The 16,990-nt window shown below is 58.9% G+C and carries 14 protein-coding genes; 11 read left to right on the top strand and 3 right to left on the bottom strand.

Annotated features, from left to right (window positions below):
* The first annotated feature begins 19 nt into the window (after window positions 1–19).
* Genes ssuC through AAGQ88_RS25175 form a run of 3 tightly spaced genes read left to right on the top strand, consistent with a single transcriptional unit; the run spans window position 20 to window position 1,881 of the window.
* Window positions 20–808, top strand: coding sequence for an aliphatic sulfonate ABC transporter permease SsuC (ssuC, locus tag AAGQ88_RS25185; protein ID WP_285425307.1), 789 nt, complete (start codon window positions 20–22; stop codon window positions 806–808).
* Complete coding sequence (gene ssuB / locus AAGQ88_RS25180) at window positions 805–1,614, top strand: aliphatic sulfonates ABC transporter ATP-binding protein (RefSeq protein WP_093465700.1); 810 nt, start codon at window positions 805–807, stop codon at window positions 1,612–1,614. Before ssuC ends, ssuB begins: the two co-directional genes overlap by 4 nt.
* Window positions 1,615–1,665: 51 nt before the next feature.
* The gene (locus tag AAGQ88_RS25175; RefSeq protein ID WP_062379390.1) at window positions 1,666–1,881 is read left to right on the top strand and encodes a TOBE domain-containing protein; all 216 of its coding nucleotides are present in this window, start codon (window positions 1,666–1,668) and stop codon (window positions 1,879–1,881) included.
* Window positions 1,882–2,191: 310 nt separating this feature from the next.
* Here AAGQ88_RS25175 and AAGQ88_RS25170 read toward each other — a convergent pair whose 3' ends face one another.
* Window positions 2,192–2,830, bottom strand: coding sequence for a TetR/AcrR family transcriptional regulator (locus AAGQ88_RS25170; RefSeq protein ID WP_342653914.1), 639 nt, complete (start codon window positions 2,828–2,830; stop codon window positions 2,192–2,194).
* A 151-nt stretch (window positions 2,831–2,981) separates the two neighbouring features.
* Window positions 2,982–4,358, bottom strand: coding sequence for a glutamine synthetase family protein (locus AAGQ88_RS25165; RefSeq protein ID WP_285425310.1), 1,377 nt, complete (start codon window positions 4,356–4,358; stop codon window positions 2,982–2,984).
* A gap of 277 nt (window positions 4,359–4,635) precedes the next feature.
* Between AAGQ88_RS25165 and AAGQ88_RS25160 the strand changes: the two genes are divergently transcribed.
* From AAGQ88_RS25160 to AAGQ88_RS25125, 8 genes are all read left to right on the top strand, one after another.
* Window positions 4,636–5,430 (top strand): gamma-glutamyl-gamma-aminobutyrate hydrolase family protein, encoded by a 795-nt coding sequence (locus tag AAGQ88_RS25160; RefSeq protein ID WP_342653913.1) that lies wholly within the window; start codon window positions 4,636–4,638, stop codon window positions 5,428–5,430.
* 42 nt (window positions 5,431–5,472) lie between these two features.
* Window positions 5,473–6,831 carry a glutamine synthetase family protein gene (locus AAGQ88_RS25155; RefSeq protein ID WP_093465689.1) on the top strand — a complete coding sequence of 453 codons (1,359 nt, stop codon included), beginning with the start codon at window positions 5,473–5,475 and terminating at the stop codon, window positions 6,829–6,831.
* Window positions 6,832–6,903: 72 nt separating this feature from the next.
* Window positions 6,904–8,268, top strand: coding sequence for an aspartate aminotransferase family protein (locus tag AAGQ88_RS25150; protein ID WP_342653912.1), 1,365 nt, complete (start codon window positions 6,904–6,906; stop codon window positions 8,266–8,268).
* 265 nt (window positions 8,269–8,533) lie between these two features.
* The gene (locus tag AAGQ88_RS25145; protein ID WP_285425313.1) at window positions 8,534–9,631 is read left to right on the top strand and encodes a polyamine ABC transporter substrate-binding protein; all 1,098 of its coding nucleotides are present in this window, start codon (window positions 8,534–8,536) and stop codon (window positions 9,629–9,631) included.
* Between the two features lie 322 nt (window positions 9,632–9,953).
* Entirely contained in the window at window positions 9,954–11,051 is a 1,098-nt protein-coding gene (locus AAGQ88_RS25140) for a polyamine ABC transporter substrate-binding protein (RefSeq protein ID WP_342653911.1), read from the top strand.
* Between the two features lie 56 nt (window positions 11,052–11,107).
* Window positions 11,108–12,250, top strand: coding sequence for a polyamine ABC transporter ATP-binding protein (gene potA, locus AAGQ88_RS25135; protein WP_285425315.1), 1,143 nt, complete (start codon window positions 11,108–11,110; stop codon window positions 12,248–12,250).
* Window positions 12,247–13,167: an ABC transporter permease subunit gene (locus AAGQ88_RS25130; protein WP_093465677.1), complete on the top strand. Its 921-nt coding sequence runs from the start codon at window positions 12,247–12,249 to the stop codon at window positions 13,165–13,167. Before potA ends, AAGQ88_RS25130 begins: the two co-directional genes overlap by 4 nt.
* The gene (locus AAGQ88_RS25125) at window positions 13,164–14,054 is read left to right on the top strand and encodes an ABC transporter permease subunit (RefSeq protein ID WP_285425316.1); all 891 of its coding nucleotides are present in this window, start codon (window positions 13,164–13,166) and stop codon (window positions 14,052–14,054) included. Before AAGQ88_RS25130 ends, AAGQ88_RS25125 begins: the two co-directional genes overlap by 4 nt.
* A gap of 418 nt (window positions 14,055–14,472) precedes the next feature.
* Here AAGQ88_RS25125 and AAGQ88_RS25120 read toward each other — a convergent pair whose 3' ends face one another.
* Window positions 14,473–16,860, bottom strand: coding sequence for a penicillin acylase family protein (locus tag AAGQ88_RS25120; protein ID WP_342653910.1), 2,388 nt, complete (start codon window positions 16,858–16,860; stop codon window positions 14,473–14,475).
* Window positions 16,861–16,990: the final 130 nt, after the last annotated feature.

The following is a 16,990-nucleotide window of genomic DNA, read 5'->3' as shown; positions in this document are numbered from 1 at the left end:
AATGAGAGGAGACAACTCCATGAGCGTGGAAAAAGTGACACACAAACTGGCGCCCTGGCTGCTGCCCGTCTTGTTGCTGGCTATCTGGCAACTGGCGGTCAGCGCGGGCTGGCTGTCTACCCGGATCCTACCGGCGCCGAGCGCTGTGATCGAGGCAGGCGTGACGCTGGTCAAGAGCGGCGAAATCTGGAACCACCTGGCCATCAGCGGCTGGCGCGCAGGCATCGGCTTTGCCATCGGCGGCGGTATCGGTCTGGCACTGGGCTTCATCACCGGCCTGTCGAAATGGGGCGAACGCCTGCTCGACAGCTCAGTGCAGATGATTCGAAACGTACCGCACCTGGCGCTGATTCCGCTGGTGATCCTGTGGTTCGGCATCGATGAAAGCGCGAAGATTTTTCTGGTCGCGCTGGGAACCTTGTTCCCGATTTATTTGAACACCTATCACGGCATTCGCAACATCGACCCAGCGCTGGTGGAAATGTCGCGCAGCTATGGCCTGTCCGGATTTGCCTTGTTCTGGCATGTGATCCTGCCCGGCGCAATGCCTTCGATTCTGGTCGGCGTGCGCTTCGCGCTGGGATTCATGTGGCTGACGCTGATCGTCGCGGAAACCATTTCCGCAAGCTCCGGCATCGGCTATCTGGCGATGAACGCCAGGGAGTTTCTGCAGACCGACGTCGTGGTACTGGCGATCGTTCTGTACGCCGTACTCGGCAAATTGGCAGACCTCGCGGCGCGTGGTCTGGAACGGGTCTGCCTGCGTTGGCACCCGGCGTATCAAGTGGCTAAAGGTGGCGCCCGATGAGCAATCTCCAACAACCGGCAAACCTGTTGCGCGGGATTCCCTTGCAAGTGCGCAAGCTGAAAAAGACATTCGGCTCGCGAGAAGTGTTGAAAGACATCGACCTGCACATTCCGGCCGGGCAGTTCGTGGCAGTGGTCGGCCGCAGCGGCTGCGGCAAAAGTACTTTGCTGCGCCTGCTGGCAGGTCTTGATCTGCCCACCAGCGGTCAACTGCTGGCGGGCAACGCGGCGCTGGCCGATGCGCGCGAAGACACCCGGCTGATGTTTCAGGAGGCGCGGCTGCTGCCCTGGAAAAAGATCATCGACAACGTCGGTCTGGGCCTGAGCGGTGACTGGCGGGGCAAGGCTCTGGAAGCCCTGGATGCCGTCGGCCTGGCCGAGCGCGCCAACGAATGGCCGGCTGCCTTGTCGGGCGGCCAGAAGCAACGTGTCGCACTGGCCCGTGCGCTGATTCACCAGCCGCGGCTGTTGCTGCTGGATGAACCGCTCGGCGCGCTGGACGCACTCACCCGTATCGAAATGCAGCAGTTGATCGAACGACTCTGGCAGCAGCATGGCTTCACGGTGTTGCTGGTCACTCACGATGTCAGCGAAGCGGTCGCCATCGCCGACCGTGTTCTGTTGATCGAAGAAGGCCGCATCGGTCTCGATCTGCAAGTCGACCTGGCCCGGCCGCGTGCTCGCGGTTCCTATCGTCTGGCGGCTCTGGAAACCGAAGTGCTTAACCGCGTGCTGTCGATTCCCGGCAGCCCGCCAGAACCCGAACCCACCTCACCACTGCCCACGCAGCTGCGTTGGGCGAACTGAATCCAGGCGCAATGTTGCGCCCGGCACTGATCTCAAAAAGGAAGCCATACCATGACAATCAAAGCCATCAACGTCCGTAACCAGTTCAAAGGCACCATCAAGGAAATCGTCACCGGCGACGTGCTGTCCGAAATCGACGTTCAGACCGCTTCGGGCATCGTCACCTCCGTGATCACCACCCGCTCGGTCAAAGAGCTGGAGTTGGTCGTGGGCAGCGAAGTGATCGCGTTCGTGAAATCGACCGAGGTGTCGATCGCCAAGTTGTGATCCATGCGTTGTGAACAACCCTGAAGGGCGCGAGCCCTTCGGGGTTTTTTGCTGTGGGCAACCTGATCAGTCGGCTCGCCGGCACCCTGTATGAGTGAGGCAAGTGCCTTCAACACCCCTTCGATCCAAGCCGTAACACCCGACGCTTTCCCGGCTAAAGCCGGTCCTACGAAAAGCGTGCAACGTCCGTAGGACCGGCTTTAGCCGGGAAGAGGGCGGTGCGTGTTGTGGAGATTCAGCGTCTGTAGGACCGGCTTTAGCCGGGAAGAGGCCGGTGCATGCTGTGAAGATGCCGCGCAAGGGTGATGGGTTACAGCTCTACTGAGCGCTTGGGCAAGAAGGGCGGCAGGTAAAGCCCGAGGTAGGCGTCAAAGACCCGCTGGCCTTCTTCGGCCATACGCGGGGTGATTGCGCTGTGCAGTTGCACCGAGCGTGCATAAACGCGGTCGGCGAGTTCGAGGGCGAGGGCGAACACTTCGATGTCGTCTGGCAAGGCCGGCAGCTGGAAGTGTCTGGCGAACAGCGCGTGCATGAGGTTGCCCAGTTCGACGTCGTGCTGACGATCCGCCTGAGTGACTTCGGTCAGCCCGTGCTGAGCGAGGATCAGCTGTCGAGCGGCGGCGTCTTCGCTATAGATCGTGAGCATGCGCGTCTCGACCAGTCGCGACAGGTCATGCCAGGTGTTCAGCTGCGCGTGATCGATAGGCTGTTGCAGACTCTCGCGGAAGGCGCCGTGAATGTCTGCCGTCAGCCCTTCGAGCAACGCCGGAACGCTGGCAAAGAAGTGATAGACCGAAGACGGCGGAATCCCCGCGCGTTCAGCCACGCTATAGATCGACAGGCTCGCCACGCCATCGGACGCCAGCAGCGTGCGTGCGGCATCGAGGATCGAATCGATCCGTGCCTGACTGCGTGCGCGGGGTTTGCGGGGTGTAGCGGGGCGGGTCATTGCTAGTTCTCTCGGACTGGGCCGGGGGGCATTCTACAGCGGTGCCGGGCAGAATGCAGACCTTGCCGAAGCTGCCGTCCAAAATAAAAAACGCCCCCGATCCTCGCGAATCGGGGGCGTTCTTTTTATTTCACACCGATATCTCAAACCGTCAGACCGTGTGCAGATACCAGTTGTATTCGAGGTCGGAGATAGAGTGTTCGAACTCTTCCAGCTCACTTTCCTTGCACGCGACAAAAATATCGATGTACTTCGGATCGATGTACTTGGCCATGATTTCGCTGTCGTCCAGCTCGCGCAGCGCATCGCGCAGGTTGTTCGGCAGGCTCTGTTCGTGCTGCTCGTACGAGTTGCCTTCGACCGGCGCGCCGGGCTCGACCTTATTGGTCAGGCCGTGATGAATGCCCGCCAGCACCGAGGCCATCAGCAGGTAAGGGTTGGCATCCGCCCCGGCAACCCGGTGCTCGATACGCACGGCATCGGCAGTGCCAGTTGGCACGCGCACGGCGACGGTACGGTTATCCAGACCCCAGGTCGGCGAGTTGGGAACGTAGAACTGAGCACCAAACCGGCGATACGAATTGACGTTCGGGCAAAGGAACGCCATCTGCGCCGGTAGGGTCTCGAGCACACCGCCGATCGCATGACGTAATGCGGCGTTCTGCTCGGGATCCTCGCTGGTGAAGATGTTCTTGCCATCGCGATCGAGGATCGAGATGTGGACGTGCAGGCCATTACCCGCTTGGCCAGGATACGGCTTGGCCATGAAGGTCGTGTCCATTTCATGGTCGTAGGCAATGTTCTTGATCAGACGCTTGAGCAGCACTGCGTAGTCGCAGGCTTTCAGGGCGTCAGCAGTATGGTGCAGGTTGACTTCGAACTGCGCAGGCGCACTTTCCTTGACGATCGCGTCGGCCGGAATCCCTTGCTCTTTCGCGCCTTCCAGAATGTCCTGGAGGCAGTCGACGTATTCGTCCAGGTCGTCGATCAGGTAAACCTGAGTCGAGTGCGGACGTTTGCCGGAAATGGGCGAGCGTGGCGGTTGAGGGCGACCGTTCACGTTTTCCTGGTCGATCAGGTAAAACTCAAGCTCGAAGGCCGCGCAGATAGTCAGGCCCATCTCGTCGAACTTGGCCACGACCTGACGCAGCACTTCCCTTGGATCGGCAAAGAAAGGATCGCCTTCCAGTTCGTGCATGGTCATCAGAAGTTGAGCGGTAGGGCGCTTCTGCCAGGGTTCGTTGCAGAGCGTGTCAGGGATGGGATAACAGATTCGGTCAGCGTCACCGATGTCCAGACCCAGGCCGGTGCTTTCCACCGTCGAGCCATTGATATCCAGTGCAAAAAGAGAAGCTGGGAGGTTGATGCCTTTTTCGTAAACCTTATGGAGGCTAGTGCGTTCGATGCGCTTGCCGCGCACCACTCCATTCATATCTGCAATCAGAAGGTCAACGTATAGAACCTCAGGATGTTCCTTAAGGAACGCGTTCGCTTCGTTGAGCTGAACGGCACGCGGGGGTACCGACATGATGCAACACCTTTGTTGTTGAAAATATCAATCATCGAGCATTACGGGTTTCAGTCAATCCGAAAGCCCTGACGAAGTCAAGAGAGCCCTGTTTTGCCCTAAAAGGGCGCCGAAACGCCTTTTTTGCCGCAGTTTAGGGCAAATATTGTGCGTTGGAAGAGGGGCGAAGTGCGGGCTTGAGCGAGGCGTGTTTTATTTTTTACGGGGCTGTTGTGTAAAAAAATGAACAACGCTAAGCTCGATTGCAACCCATAACAGCAATAATACCGGGGGTCACATGGCTCGCCTTCCGCTGATCGGCGTCACCGCCTGCACTCAGCAAATTGGCTCGCATGCCTACCATATCAGTGGCGATAAATACGTCCGGGCGGTAGCAATAGCCGCAAAGGGCCTGCCGTTGATCCTGCCATCACTGGCCGAGCTGATCGACCCGGCGGACATCCTCTCCACAGTCGATGGTCTGCTCTTCACCGGTTCTCCATCCAACGTCGAACCCTATCACTATAGCGGTCCTGCCAGCGCGCCTGGCACGGCTCACGATCCTGCGCGCGACGCCACCACCTTACCTCTTATTCGCGCCGCTGTGGCCGCAGGCGTGCCGGTGCTGGGAATTTGCCGGGGATTTCAAGAGATGAATGTCGCGTTTGGCGGCAGTCTCCATCAAAAGGTTCATGAGACCGGAACCTTCATGGATCATCGCGAGCCAGACAACGAACCCGTTGAAAATCAATACGCTGCGAGCCACGCCATGTACATTGCGCAGGGCGGCATATTGGCCGGTCTGGGATTGCCAGGAGAAATTCGTGTCAATTCAATTCATGGTCAGGGAATCGAGCACCTTGCGCCGGGTCTGCGCGTGGAAGCAACCGCACCGGACGGTCTGATCGAAGCGATCTCGGTCCCCGCGGGCGCGGCTTTTGCTTCAACTGACGTATTCGCACTCGGCGTACAGTGGCATCCGGAGTGGCAAGTGACACAGAACCCCGACTATCTTTCAATCTTCCAGGCATTTGGCGATGCCTGTCGAAAACGGGCAACACAACGCGACGCACAAGCGTCCAAAAGCGCCTGACGATCATGATGATCATCAGAGTAATGAACCCCTGAGGTATTTATGAGTACCAACCTCGACCAGCTCACCGATTGGTTGAAAGAACACAGGATTACCGAAGTCGAGTGCATGATCTCCGACCTCACCGGTATCACGCGGGGCAAGATTTCACCGACCAACAAGTTCATTGCCGAAAAGGGCATGCGCTTGCCGGAAAGCGTACTGCTCCAGACCGTGACCGGTGACTATGTCGAAGACGACATTTACTATGAATTGCTGGACCCCGCAGACATCGACATGTTTTGCCGCCCAGACCAGAACGCGGTGTATCTGGTGCCCTGGGCCATAGAGCCCACCGCGCAGGTGATTCACGACACCTACGACAAGCAAGGCAACCCCATCGAGTTGTCTCCGCGCAACGTCCTCAAGAAAGTGCTCAAGCTCTACGCGGACCAGGGCTGGCAGCCCATCGTCGCGCCTGAGATGGAGTTCTACCTGACCAAGCGCAGCGACGACCCCGACTATCCGTTGCAGCCACCGGTTGGCCGCTCCGGGCGTCCGGAAACCGGGCGTCAGTCCTTCTCTATCGAAGCCGCCAACGAATTCGACCCCTTGTTCGAAGACGTCTACGACTGGTGCGAGCTTCAAAACCTGGACCTGGACACGCTGATTCACGAAGACGGCACGGCACAGATGGAGATCAACTTCCGTCACGGCGATGCGCTGTCGCTGGCCGATCAGATTCTGGTGTTCAAACGCACCATGCGCGAAGCAGCGCTCAAGCACGACGTGGCCGCCACCTTCATGGCCAAGCCCATGACCGGTGAGCCTGGCAGCGCCATGCACCTGCACCAGAGCATCATCGACATCGAGACCGGCAAGAACATCTTCTCCAACGAAGACGGGACCATGAGTCAGCTGTTCCTGCAGCACATTGGAGGTCTGCAGAAGCTGATCCCCGAGTTGTTGCCGCTGTTCGCGCCGAACGTCAACTCGTTCCGGCGCTTCCTGCCGGACACCTCGGCGCCGGTGAACGTGGAGTGGGGTGAAGAGAACCGTACCGTTGGCCTGCGCGTACCGGATGCCGGCCCGCAGAACCGCCGCGTGGAAAACCGCCTGCCCGGCGCGGACGCCAACCCCTATCTGGCGATCGCCGCCAGTCTGCTGTGTGGCTTCATCGGCATGGTCGAGGGCATTAACCCGAGCGCGCCGGTGGTCGGTCGTGGTTATGAGCGCCGTAACCTGCGCCTGCCCTTGACGATCGAGGACGCCCTCGAGCGCATGGAAAACAGCAAGACGATCGAGAAATACCTCGGCCAGAAGTTCATCACCGGCTATGTCGCGGTCAAGCGCGCCGAGCACGAAAACTTCAAGCGTGTGATCAGTTCGTGGGAGCGGGAATTCCTGCTCTTCGCCGTCTGACGATTCCGGGCGCCGTGGGCTTTTCAGGGCCAGCGGCGTCCGACACGCGATACCCAGTCAATGGAGTGCTTCATGAGTTCCAACAACCCGCAAACCCGCGAATGGCAAGCCCTCAGCAGCGATCATCTCCTGGCGCCGTTCAGCGACTTCAAACAGCTCAAAGAGAAAGGCCCGCGCATCATCACCAACGCCAAGGGCGTCTATCTCTGGGACAGCGAAGGCAACAAGATCCTCGACGGCATGGCCGGCCTGTGGTGCGTTGCGATCGGTTATGGTCGTAACGAACTGGCCGAAGCCGCCAGCAAACAGATGCGTGAGCTGCCTTATTACAACCTGTTCTTCCAGACCGCTCACCCGCCGGCGCTGCAGTTGGCCAAGGCGATTTCCGAGATCGCGCCGGAAGGCATGAACCACGTGTTCTTCACCGGATCAGGTTCCGAAGGCAATGACACCGTGCTGCGCATGGTTCGTCACTATTGGGCGGTCAAGGGCAAGCCGGCCAAAAAGGTCATCATCAGCCGCATCAACGGCTATCACGGCTCCACCGTTGCCGGCGCGAGCCTGGGCGGGATGACCTACATGCACGAACAGGGCGACTTGCCGATTCCGGGCATCGTGCACATTCCCCAGCCTTACTGGTTCGGTGAGGGTGGCGACATGACGCCGGACGAGTTCGGCGTATGGGCCGCCGAGCAGCTGGAGAAGAAGATTCTCGAACTGGGCGAGGAGAACGTCGGCGCGTTCATTGCCGAGCCGATTCAGGGCGCCGGTGGCGTGATCGTGCCACCGGAAACGTACTGGCCGAAGATCAAGGAGATTCTCGCCAAGTACGACATTTTGTTCGTCGCCGATGAGGTGATTTGTGGCTTCGGTCGCACCGGTGAGTGGTTCGGTAGCGATTTCTACGGCCTCAAGCCTGATCTGATGACCATCGCCAAAGGCCTTACCTCCGGCTACATCCCGATGGGTGGCGTCATCGTGCGCGACGAAGTAGTGAAGGTGCTGAACGAGGGCGGTGACTTCAACCACGGCTTCACCTACTCCGGTCACCCGGTGGCGGCGGCGGTGGGTCTGGAGAACATTCGCATCCTGCGCGAAGAGAAGATTGTCGAGCGAGTCAAGGCGGAAACGGCACCATACTTGCAAAAGCGTTTGCGCGAGTTGAGCGATCATCCGCTGGTGGGCGAGGTGCGTGGCGTCGGGATGTTGGGCGCCATCGAACTGGTGAAAAACAAAGCAACTCGTGAGCGCTATGTCGGTCAAGGTGTAGGCATGATCTGCCGCACGTTCTGCTTCGATAACGGGCTGATCATGCGCGCGGTGGGCGACACGATGATCATTGCGCCGCCGCTGGTGATCAGCTTCGCGCAGATCGATGAGTTGGTGGAGAAGGCCCGCACATGCCTGGACCTGACCCTTGAGGCGTTGCAGCGCTGAAGGTGAGGTGATCGTGCGGTAAACGATCATCTTTTGTAGGAGTGAGCTTGCTCGCGATAGCGTCGGCACATTCGACATCGTCGGTGCCTGACGATACGCAATCGCGAGCAAGCTCACTCCTACGGAGTTCGATGCGCTGGCGTGCAGATGAAATCTTTGAAAGCTATGCAATAAGGCAGGCCGCTTCGCTTGTAAGCCCGCCCAGGAAATTGCCAGACTATCGGCGGTTTGGTTGCCGCTAACATAAAACACTGGAGCTGTACGAATGAAGAAATTTGGCAAAACCCTCCTCGCCTTGTCCCTGATGGGCGCAGTGGCCGCAGCGGCACACGCCGACGACAAAGTTCTGCACGTCTATAACTGGTCCGATTACATCGCGCCGAACACCATTGCCGATTTTGAAAAAGAGTCGGGCATCAAGGTGGTGTACGACGTCTTCGACAGCAACGAGACGCTGGAAGCCAAATTGCTGGCCGGTAAGTCGGGTTACGACATCGTCGTCCCGTCGAACAACTTCCTGGCCAAACAGATCAAAGCCGGTGTTTATCAGGAACTGGACAAGTCCAAACTGACGAATTACAAAAACCTCGACCCTGCGCTGCTCAAGGCCGTGTCGGTCAGCGACCCGGACAACAAGCACGCCTTCCCATACATGTGGGGTTCGATCGGTATCGGCTTCAACCCGGACAAGGTCAAGGCTGCTCTGGGCGCAGACGCGCCGGTCAATTCCTGGGACCTGCTGTTCAAGCCTGAAAACGCCGCCAAGCTGAAATCCTGTGGCATCAGCTTCCTCGATTCGCCGACCGAAATGCTGCCAGTGGCGCTGCATTACCTGGGTCTGCCAACCGACAGCCAGAAGAAAGAAGACATCCAGAAAGCCGAAGATCTGTTCAAGAAAATTCGTCCTTCAGTGACCTATTTCCACTCGTCCAAATACATCTCGGACCTGGCCAACGGCAACATCTGCGTAGCCGTCGGTTACTCGGGTGACGTGTATCAGGCCAAGGCGCGCGCTGAAGAAGCAGGCGGCAAGGTCAAGGTCAGCTACAACATTCCGAAAGAAGGTGCTGGCAGCTTCTACGACATGGTTGCCATTCCTAAAGACGCCGAAAACGTCGAAGGCGCCTACAAGTTCATGAACTTCATCCTGCAGCCTAAAGTGATGGCCGAAATCACCAACGCCGTGCACTTCCCGAACGGCAACAAGGCAGCGACCGAGTTCGTGGACAAGGACATCACCTCCGATCCGGGCGTTTACCCACCTGCGGACGTGCTGTCCAAGCTGTACGCGATTGCAGACTTGCCAGCGGCCACTCAGCGTCTGATGACCCGCAGCTGGACCAACATCAAATCGGGCAAATAAGCCTGGTCCGAGCGTGCCGTCCATGACGGCACGTGCTTAAGCTGTGTAGGAGTGAGCTTGCTCGCGATTGCACCTTGTCAGAAATGGAAATGTCGACTGACACAGCGCTATCGCGAGCAAGCTCACTCCCACAGGAACGGTGTCTACCGACTGCCGAGTGATGTTCCAGATTCCGAGGTCAGGATTTACCGCGCACGCGTTACGAAAAATTATTTTGCGAGAAGGGTTTATCGAAGGTAAGTTGCGCGCCGGATTTGTCACAGGCAGTCGGTACTGTCGTCGGCACGGGCAACGGCCCACCTACTAAAAAAGGACTGCAATCGTGTCTATTTCTTTATTTTCCAAAGGCTTGCTTATCGGAGCCGGCCTGACGCTAGCCGTCGGCGCCTACGCGGAAAGCTCCACTGTCCGCATTTATAACTGGTCCGATTACATCGGCACCACGACGCTGGCGGATTTCGAATCCACCACCGGCATCAAGACCAAATACGACGTCTTCGACTCCAACGAAACCCTGGAAGGCAAGCTGCTCGCCGGCCACACCGGTTATGACGTGGTAGTCCCTTCCAACCACTTCCTTGGCAAGCAGATCAAGGCAGGTGCGTTTCAGAAACTCGACAAGTCGCAACTCCCCAACTACTCCAATCTCGACCCCGAGCTGATGAAGCGCCTGGAGAAGAACGATCCGGGCAATCAGTACGCCGTGCCGTACCTGTGGGGCACCAACGGGATTGGTTACAACGTCGACAAGATCAAAAAAGTGCTGGGCGTCGACACCATCGATTCCTGGGCCGTGCTGTTCGAACCCGAGAACATGAAAAAGCTGAAGCAGTGCGGCGTCGCGTTCCTGGATTCGGCGGACGAAATGCTGCCTGCGGTGCTCAACTACATGGGCCTGAACCCGAACAGCACCGACGAGAAAGACTACAAAAAGGCTGAGGAGAAGCTGCTGAAGGTGCGGCCATACGTCACCTACTTCAATTCCTCCAAATACATCACTGACCTGGCCAACGGTGACATCTGCATCGCGGCAGGTTTCTCCGGTGACATCTTCCAGGCCAAGGCGCGTGCCGAGGAAGCAGGCAAGGGCGTCAACATCGCTTACTCGATCCCCAAAGAGGGCGGCAACCTCTGGTTCGACATGCTGGCGATCCCCGCCGATGCGCCGGACGTCAAGGCGGCTCACGCGTTCATCAACTACATCCTCAAGCCTGATGTGATCGCCAAGGTCAGCGATCAGGTCGGTTACGCCAACCCGAACCCTGCATCGGGTGAACTGATGGACCAGGAAATCCGCACCGACGAATCGGTCTACCCGTCCAAAGAGGTGCAGGAACGTCTGTACGTCAACTCTGAGCTGCCGCCCAAGATTCAGCGTGCCATGACGCGCAGCTGGACCAAGATCAAAACCGGTAAATAAAGACCAAGGCGCCCGGCCCCGTCGGCCGGGCGCACAAACAGTTGGGAGTTTCACCCATGGCAGTTGCCTCCGGCGCCTACAAGAAAGCCCTTGAGGGTGGTCAGCAACCGAAACCGGTGCTGGTCAAAATCGATCGGGTCACGAAAAAGTTCGACGAGACGGTTGCTGTGGACGATGTGTCTCTGCAGATCAACAAGGGTGAAATCTTCGCCTTGCTCGGCGGATCGGGCTCGGGGAAATCCACCTTGCTGCGCATGCTTGCCGGTTTTGAACGGCCGACCGAAGGCCGCATTTTTCTCGATGGCGTCGACATCACCGACATGCCGCCATACGAGCGTCCGATCAACATGATGTTCCAGTCCTATGCGCTGTTCCCGCACATGACCGTGGCACAGAACATCGCCTTCGGCCTGCAGCAGGACAAACTGCCCAAGGCCGAGATCGACGCACGCGTGACCGAAATGCTCAAGCTGGTGCAGATGACCCAGTACGCCAAGCGCAAGCCGCATCAGTTGTCGGGCGGTCAGCGTCAACGTGTGGCACTGGCGCGCTCACTGGCTAAGAAACCGAAGCTGCTGCTGCTCGATGAGCCCATGGGCGCGCTGGACAAGAAGCTGCGCTCGCAGATGCAACTGGAGTTGGTGGAAATCATCGAGCGTGTGGGCGTGACCTGCGTCATGGTGACCCACGACCAGGAAGAAGCCATGACCATGGCTCAGCGCATCGCGATCATGCACCTGGGCTGGATCGCCCAGATCGGCAGTCCGGTGGACATCTACGAAACCCCGACCAGCCGGCTGGTCTGTGAATTCATCGGCAACGTCAATCTGTTCGACGGCGAAGTCATCGAAGACATGGAAGGCCACGCGCTGATCCGCAGTCCTGAGCTGGAGCGCGAGATCTATGTCGGTCACGGCATCAGCACCTCGGTCGAAGACAAGCACATCACTTACGCAATTCGCCCGGAAAAGCTGTTGATCACCACCGAACAGCCCACCTACCAATACAACTGGTCGCGCGGCAAGGTCCACGACATCGCCTACCTGGGCGGCCACTCGGTGTTCTACGTGCAGCTGGCGTGTGGGAAGCTGGTGCAGTCCTTCGTCGCCAACGCCGAGCGCCGCGGCGCGCGTCCGACCTGGGACGACGAAGTGTACGTCTGGTGGGAAGATGACAGCGGCGTGGTGCTTCGCTCATGAAAATCCGCAAGATCAAACGCGCGCTCAATCGCATAACGCCCAATGGCCGTCAGGCGGTCATCGGCGTTCCGTTCCTGTGGCTGTTTCTGTTCTTCGCGCTGCCATTTCTGATCGTCATCAAGATCAGTTTCGCTGAGGCCGACGTCGCGATTCCGCCCTACACCGAGATCTTCACCTACGCCGAGCAGAAGCTCGACATCGTGCTCAATTTCGCCAATTACGCATTGCTGACCGGCGACGATCTGTACATTTCGGCGTATCTGGGCTCGTTGAAGATGGCCTTCTTCAGCACCTTGCTGTGCCTGTTGATCGGCTACCCGATGGCATACGGCATCTCCATCGCGCGCAAAGAGATGCAGACGGTGCTGCTGCTGTTGATCATGATGCCGACCTGGACGGCCATCCTGATCCGCGTTTATGCGTGGATGGGGATTCTGAGCAACAACGGTCTGCTCAACGCCTTCCTGATGTGGCTGGGTGTTATCAGTGAGCCGCTGCAGATTCTGAACACCAACCTGGCGGTGTACATCGGCGTGGTCTATTCGTACCTGCCGTTCATGATTCTGCCGCTGTACGCCAACCTGGTGAAGCACGATCAGAGCCTGCTGGAGGCGGCGTCCGACCTGGGTTCGAGCACCTTCAACAGTTTCTGGAAAATCACCGTTCCGCTGTCCAAGAACGGCATCATTGCCGGCTGCATGCTGGTGTTCATTCCGGTGGTGGGCGAGTTCGTCATCCCTGAATTGCTCGGCGGTCCCGAGACGCTGATGATCGGCAAGGTCCTGTGGCAAGAGTTCTTCAACAACCGCGACTGGCCGGTGGCATCTTCGCTGGCGGTGGTCATGCTGCTGATCCTGATCGTGCCAATCATCCTGTTCAACCGCAGCCAGGCCAAAGAACTGGAGGGCAAAGCATGAGAGGCTTCCGATTCTCGAACCTGATGCTGGTACTCGGGCTGACGTTCATCTACGCGCCGATGGTCATTCTGGTGATCTACTCGTTCAACGCCTCCAAGCTGGTGACCGTGTGGGGCGGCTGGTCGGTGAAGTGGTACGTCGGTCTGCTGGACAACACCCAACTGATGAGTGCGGTCATGCGCTCGCTGGAAATCGCGCTGTACACCTCGATCGCGGCCGTGGCCCTGGGGACGATGGCGGCCTTCGTGCTGACCCGCGTCACTCGTTTCAAAGGGCGTACGTTCTTTGGTGGTCTGGTCACCGCGCCGCTGGTCATGCCGGAGGTCATCACCGGTCTGTCGCTGTTGCTGCTGTTCGTGGCCATGGCGCAGTTGATCGGCTGGCCGCAGGAGCGGGGCATCGTCACCATCTGGATCGCCCACACGACGTTCTGCGCGGCGTATGTGGCGGTTGTGGTATCGGCACGCCTGCGTGAGCTCGACATGTCCATCGAGGAAGCCGCGATGGATCTGGGTGCGCGGCCGTGGAAAGTGTTCTTCCTGATCACCATTCCGATGATCGCGCCGTCGCTGGCGGCGGGTGCGATGATGTCCTTCGCCTTGTCGCTGGACGATCTGGTACTCGCCAGCTTCGTGTCCGGACCGGGCTCTACCACGCTACCGATGGAAGTCTTCTCGGCGGTGCGACTGGGCGTCAAGCCTGAGATCAACGCGATTGCGAGCTTGATTCTACTTGCCGTGTCGATCGCGACCTTCCTGGTGTGGTTCTTCAGCCGCCGCGCCGAAGAAAAGCGCAAGAAGGCCATTCAACAAGCCATCGAAGAAGCTGCCGCAGACGGCTGGAAACAGCCTGATGTACGACGCGCGAAGGTGGTCGAATCGGTTTGATCAGCGCAGTTTCAATGGGATGCATCCCGCAGGATGCAGGCGATGTTTGTTGTAGGAGCCGGGAAGAGGCCAGTGTGAGCGCTGAGATTCTGCGGCGTTACGCCCGACGCCTTCCCGGCTAAAGCCGGTCCTACGGTTTGGAACTCCAGAGTCTTCCCGGCTAAAGCCGGTCCTCGGGTTGGTATTCCAATAGGTCCCGCTGAATGTACGCGATGTTTGTTGTAGGACCGGCTTCAGCCGGGAAGAGGCCAGTGTGAGCGCTGAGATTCTGCGGTGTGACGCCCGACGCCTTCCCGGCTAAAGCCGGTCCTACGGTTTGGAACTCCAGAGTCTTCCCGGCTAAAGCCGGTCCTACGGGTTCGAACTCCAGCCTGTCTTACACGTTGGGGACTGCTGTCGGGCTGCAGGTCTGACGGGGTTATCGCCCTGGCACTAACTTCAATACCGCCTCGCTGTTCCCCTCCACATCCTGTTCGCTGAAACGCTCCGGCACGTATTCGCCGTTGATGTAGCGCGTTGCCTGATCGGCATAGTGTTTGTCGAAGAGCACGCCGCTTTGTCCGACCGGGTTGATACCCAGCGCGTGTGCCGGGTCGGCGAAGTCGATCAGTCGTCGCGTCGAAGGCCCATAACTCACAGGCCATGGCGCATTGCCGATGCCGGCCGAGAGGTTGTTCGGCACTTCATGGGTGCCCGGTGCAGCGAACGGGCCGACGTTGAACAGCATGTCCAGCGGCGGCTGACGGCCCAGCGGATGTTCGTGGGTCAGCGTGTGCGCCTTGCCCCAGGTCCATTCGTCCGGGTTCACGCCGTAGAGAGATTTAAGATGCGAAACCGTCGCATGCCAGGCCACTTTCACGGTGTTGTCCCGGCTTTCGGGTTCGTTCGAATTGCGATTGTTCCACCACACAGAATTCGCATCGGCGGCCAGTCGCGGCAGCGCCATGTCGATCATTCGGGTTGACAGCAAGGTCGTGAACAGCCCGTCGCCCAGTTCGTCATGGAACGCCTGATCGCTCAGATTGAACAGGAACTGGTTGAACAGCGTGGCCCCTACCGAATCCACCGGGTAGTCACCCTTCCAGGCTGCAAGGCGCTCGATCAGATCGTGCTCTTCGGAGTCGCTGATGACCCGGCGCAGCACCGGAATCAGTGGCGTCAGGATCTGCGCTGCGTAGTCAGTCGTCGTGCCCAACTGTAAGGCTTTACTCTTTTCCAGCGTCCACTTCACCTCAGGGTCGCTCAGCTGTTTGTCGAGCTGACGGCCGCGCTCGGCAAGGTTGTAATAGCCTGGAATTTCGATGCCGGTCGGCGAGACCGGCTGGAAATTGGCCGAGACGATATAGCCACGTGCAGGGTTTTCTTCCTGCGGATTGGCTGTGAAGGGGTAAAAGCCATTCTTGTCGGCCTGATCGGTGCTGCCGTCGAGTATGAATGTCGGATTCACGCCCGCCGGACGTGCGGGCAACTGAGCGGCGGCCCACCAACCGATGTCGCCGTGGGCATTGGCGTAGACCACGTTGAGGCCCGGTGACTGGATCTTTTGAGCGGCAGTGCGCATCTTTTCCAGCGTGTCGGCGCGGTTCGCCTCGTAGAAGCCCTGAAGGATCGGGTTCTCCGACTCCAAAAATGACCACCACATCGCAACAGGCGTGTCGGGCGCAGCGTTGCCGAGCGCGTCATTGACGATCGGACCGTGTGGGGACTGACGCAACATGAACGTGACAGGCGCCTGGCCTTTGACCTTGATCTGCTCCTGGCGCGATGTCATGTCCGCCCAGGCGCCGTGATACCAGACTTGACCGGGATTGTCGGGATTGGTCTTTTCGGCGATCAAATCCAGGTCGTCATTCTGGAACATGGTCAGGCTCCAACCGAAATCCATGTTGTGGCCCAGCAGCGCGAAGGGGTTGAGCGCCTGAAAGTGACCATAGAGCTCGAAACCGGGCGCCGAGAGCTGCGCCTCGTACCACACCGCGGGCACTGAAAAGCGAATATGCGGATCACCCGCCAGCAGCGGCTTGCCACTCTGTGTACGACTGCCCGACACGGCCCAGGCATTGCTGCCCTCGAACTGCGGCAGGCCGGCTTTTTCCAGGGCCTGATGGCTCAGCAGCGCAAGATCACCCAAACCTTGCCAATCCCTGTCGCTCAAGACGGCTGCCTGCGTCAGCGCGCCGTCGGGCTGCCAGGGCTGGTCGAAAACCTTGAGGTAATCCGGGCCGAGCCGATCACGCACGAACGTCATCAACGGTTCGGTGCGAAAAGCTGCTGCAAAGCTGTAAGCCAGATAACCGCCGATACTCAGCGTGTCCTGCGCCGTGAACGGACGCTTTTCGATGCCCAGTACGTCGAACTCAATGGGGCTGGAATGCGTATCCTGATACTGGTTCACGCCATCCAGATAGGCCTGAAGTGCTTTCCACGCCGGGGTGTTCTTGTCCTGGCGGGCAACGTACTCGTCTGCGTGCTCGCGAATACGCAGGCTGCGGAACAATTTATCGTTATTCACCAGCTTCGGACCGAGGATTTCAGCCAGCTCGCCGCGCGCCAGCCTGCGCAGGATTTCCATCTGAAACAGGCGATCCTGCGCATGCACGTAGCCCAGCGCGCGGTACAGATCGTCTTCGTTATCGGCCTTGATATGCGGCACGCCGCGCTCGTCGTAGCGCACGCTGACCGGCGCGTTCAAGTGCGCCAGCTTCATCTCGCCGTCGCGCACCGGTTGCTTGCTGTGGACGTACCAGGCGCCGCCGCCCGCGATGAGGACAAGCACGACGGCAATGACGTAGAAACTGCGTTTCATGCGGGACTCAAAAAAGGATCGAGAAGGATTGGCAGGCTACAGATTTGTCGCCTGGCTGGGTAGAAGGTGATCACCGGGAGCGTCTTCGTGCGCTGGATTAATCGCGCCGCATGCAGGTTGTGTCAGGTGG

Origin of the sequence: Pseudomonas sp. F3-2 (assembly GCF_038804275.1) — a bacterium.
Lineage (GTDB): Bacteria > Pseudomonadota > Gammaproteobacteria > Pseudomonadales > Pseudomonadaceae > Aquipseudomonas.
The sequence above is the reverse complement of the archived record's forward strand: the minus strand, read 5'-3'. Positions and strand labels throughout refer to the sequence as shown.

What these genes read in the sequence shown, in the direction of transcription:
- AAGQ88_RS25145 (WP_285425313.1), top strand. Translation starts at nt 8,534, where the DNA reads ATGAAGAAATTTGGCAAAACCCTCCTCGCCTTGTCCCTGATGGGCGCA.
- AAGQ88_RS25130 (WP_093465677.1), top strand. Translation starts at nt 12,247, where the DNA reads ATGAAAATCCGCAAGATCAAACGCGCGCTCAATCGCATAACGCCCAAT.
- AAGQ88_RS25160 (WP_342653913.1), top strand. Translation starts at nt 4,636, where the DNA reads ATGGCTCGCCTTCCGCTGATCGGCGTCACCGCCTGCACTCAGCAAATT.
- AAGQ88_RS25170 (WP_342653914.1), bottom strand. Translation starts at nt 2,830, where the DNA reads ATGACCCGCCCCGCTACACCCCGCAAACCCCGCGCACGCAGTCAGGCA.
- AAGQ88_RS25150 (WP_342653912.1), top strand. Translation starts at nt 6,904, where the DNA reads ATGAGTTCCAACAACCCGCAAACCCGCGAATGGCAAGCCCTCAGCAGC.
- ssuC (WP_285425307.1), top strand. Translation starts at nt 20, where the DNA reads ATGAGCGTGGAAAAAGTGACACACAAACTGGCGCCCTGGCTGCTGCCC.
- potA (WP_285425315.1), top strand. Translation starts at nt 11,108, where the DNA reads ATGGCAGTTGCCTCCGGCGCCTACAAGAAAGCCCTTGAGGGTGGTCAG.
- AAGQ88_RS25155 (WP_093465689.1), top strand. Translation starts at nt 5,473, where the DNA reads ATGAGTACCAACCTCGACCAGCTCACCGATTGGTTGAAAGAACACAGG.
- AAGQ88_RS25125 (WP_285425316.1), top strand. Translation starts at nt 13,164, where the DNA reads ATGAGAGGCTTCCGATTCTCGAACCTGATGCTGGTACTCGGGCTGACG.
- AAGQ88_RS25175 (WP_062379390.1), top strand. Translation starts at nt 1,666, where the DNA reads ATGACAATCAAAGCCATCAACGTCCGTAACCAGTTCAAAGGCACCATC.
- AAGQ88_RS25165 (WP_285425310.1), bottom strand. Translation starts at nt 4,358, where the DNA reads ATGTCGGTACCCCCGCGTGCCGTTCAGCTCAACGAAGCGAACGCGTTC.
- ssuB (WP_093465700.1), top strand. Translation starts at nt 805, where the DNA reads ATGAGCAATCTCCAACAACCGGCAAACCTGTTGCGCGGGATTCCCTTG.
- AAGQ88_RS25120 (WP_342653910.1), bottom strand. Translation starts at nt 16,860, where the DNA reads ATGAAACGCAGTTTCTACGTCATTGCCGTCGTGCTTGTCCTCATCGCG.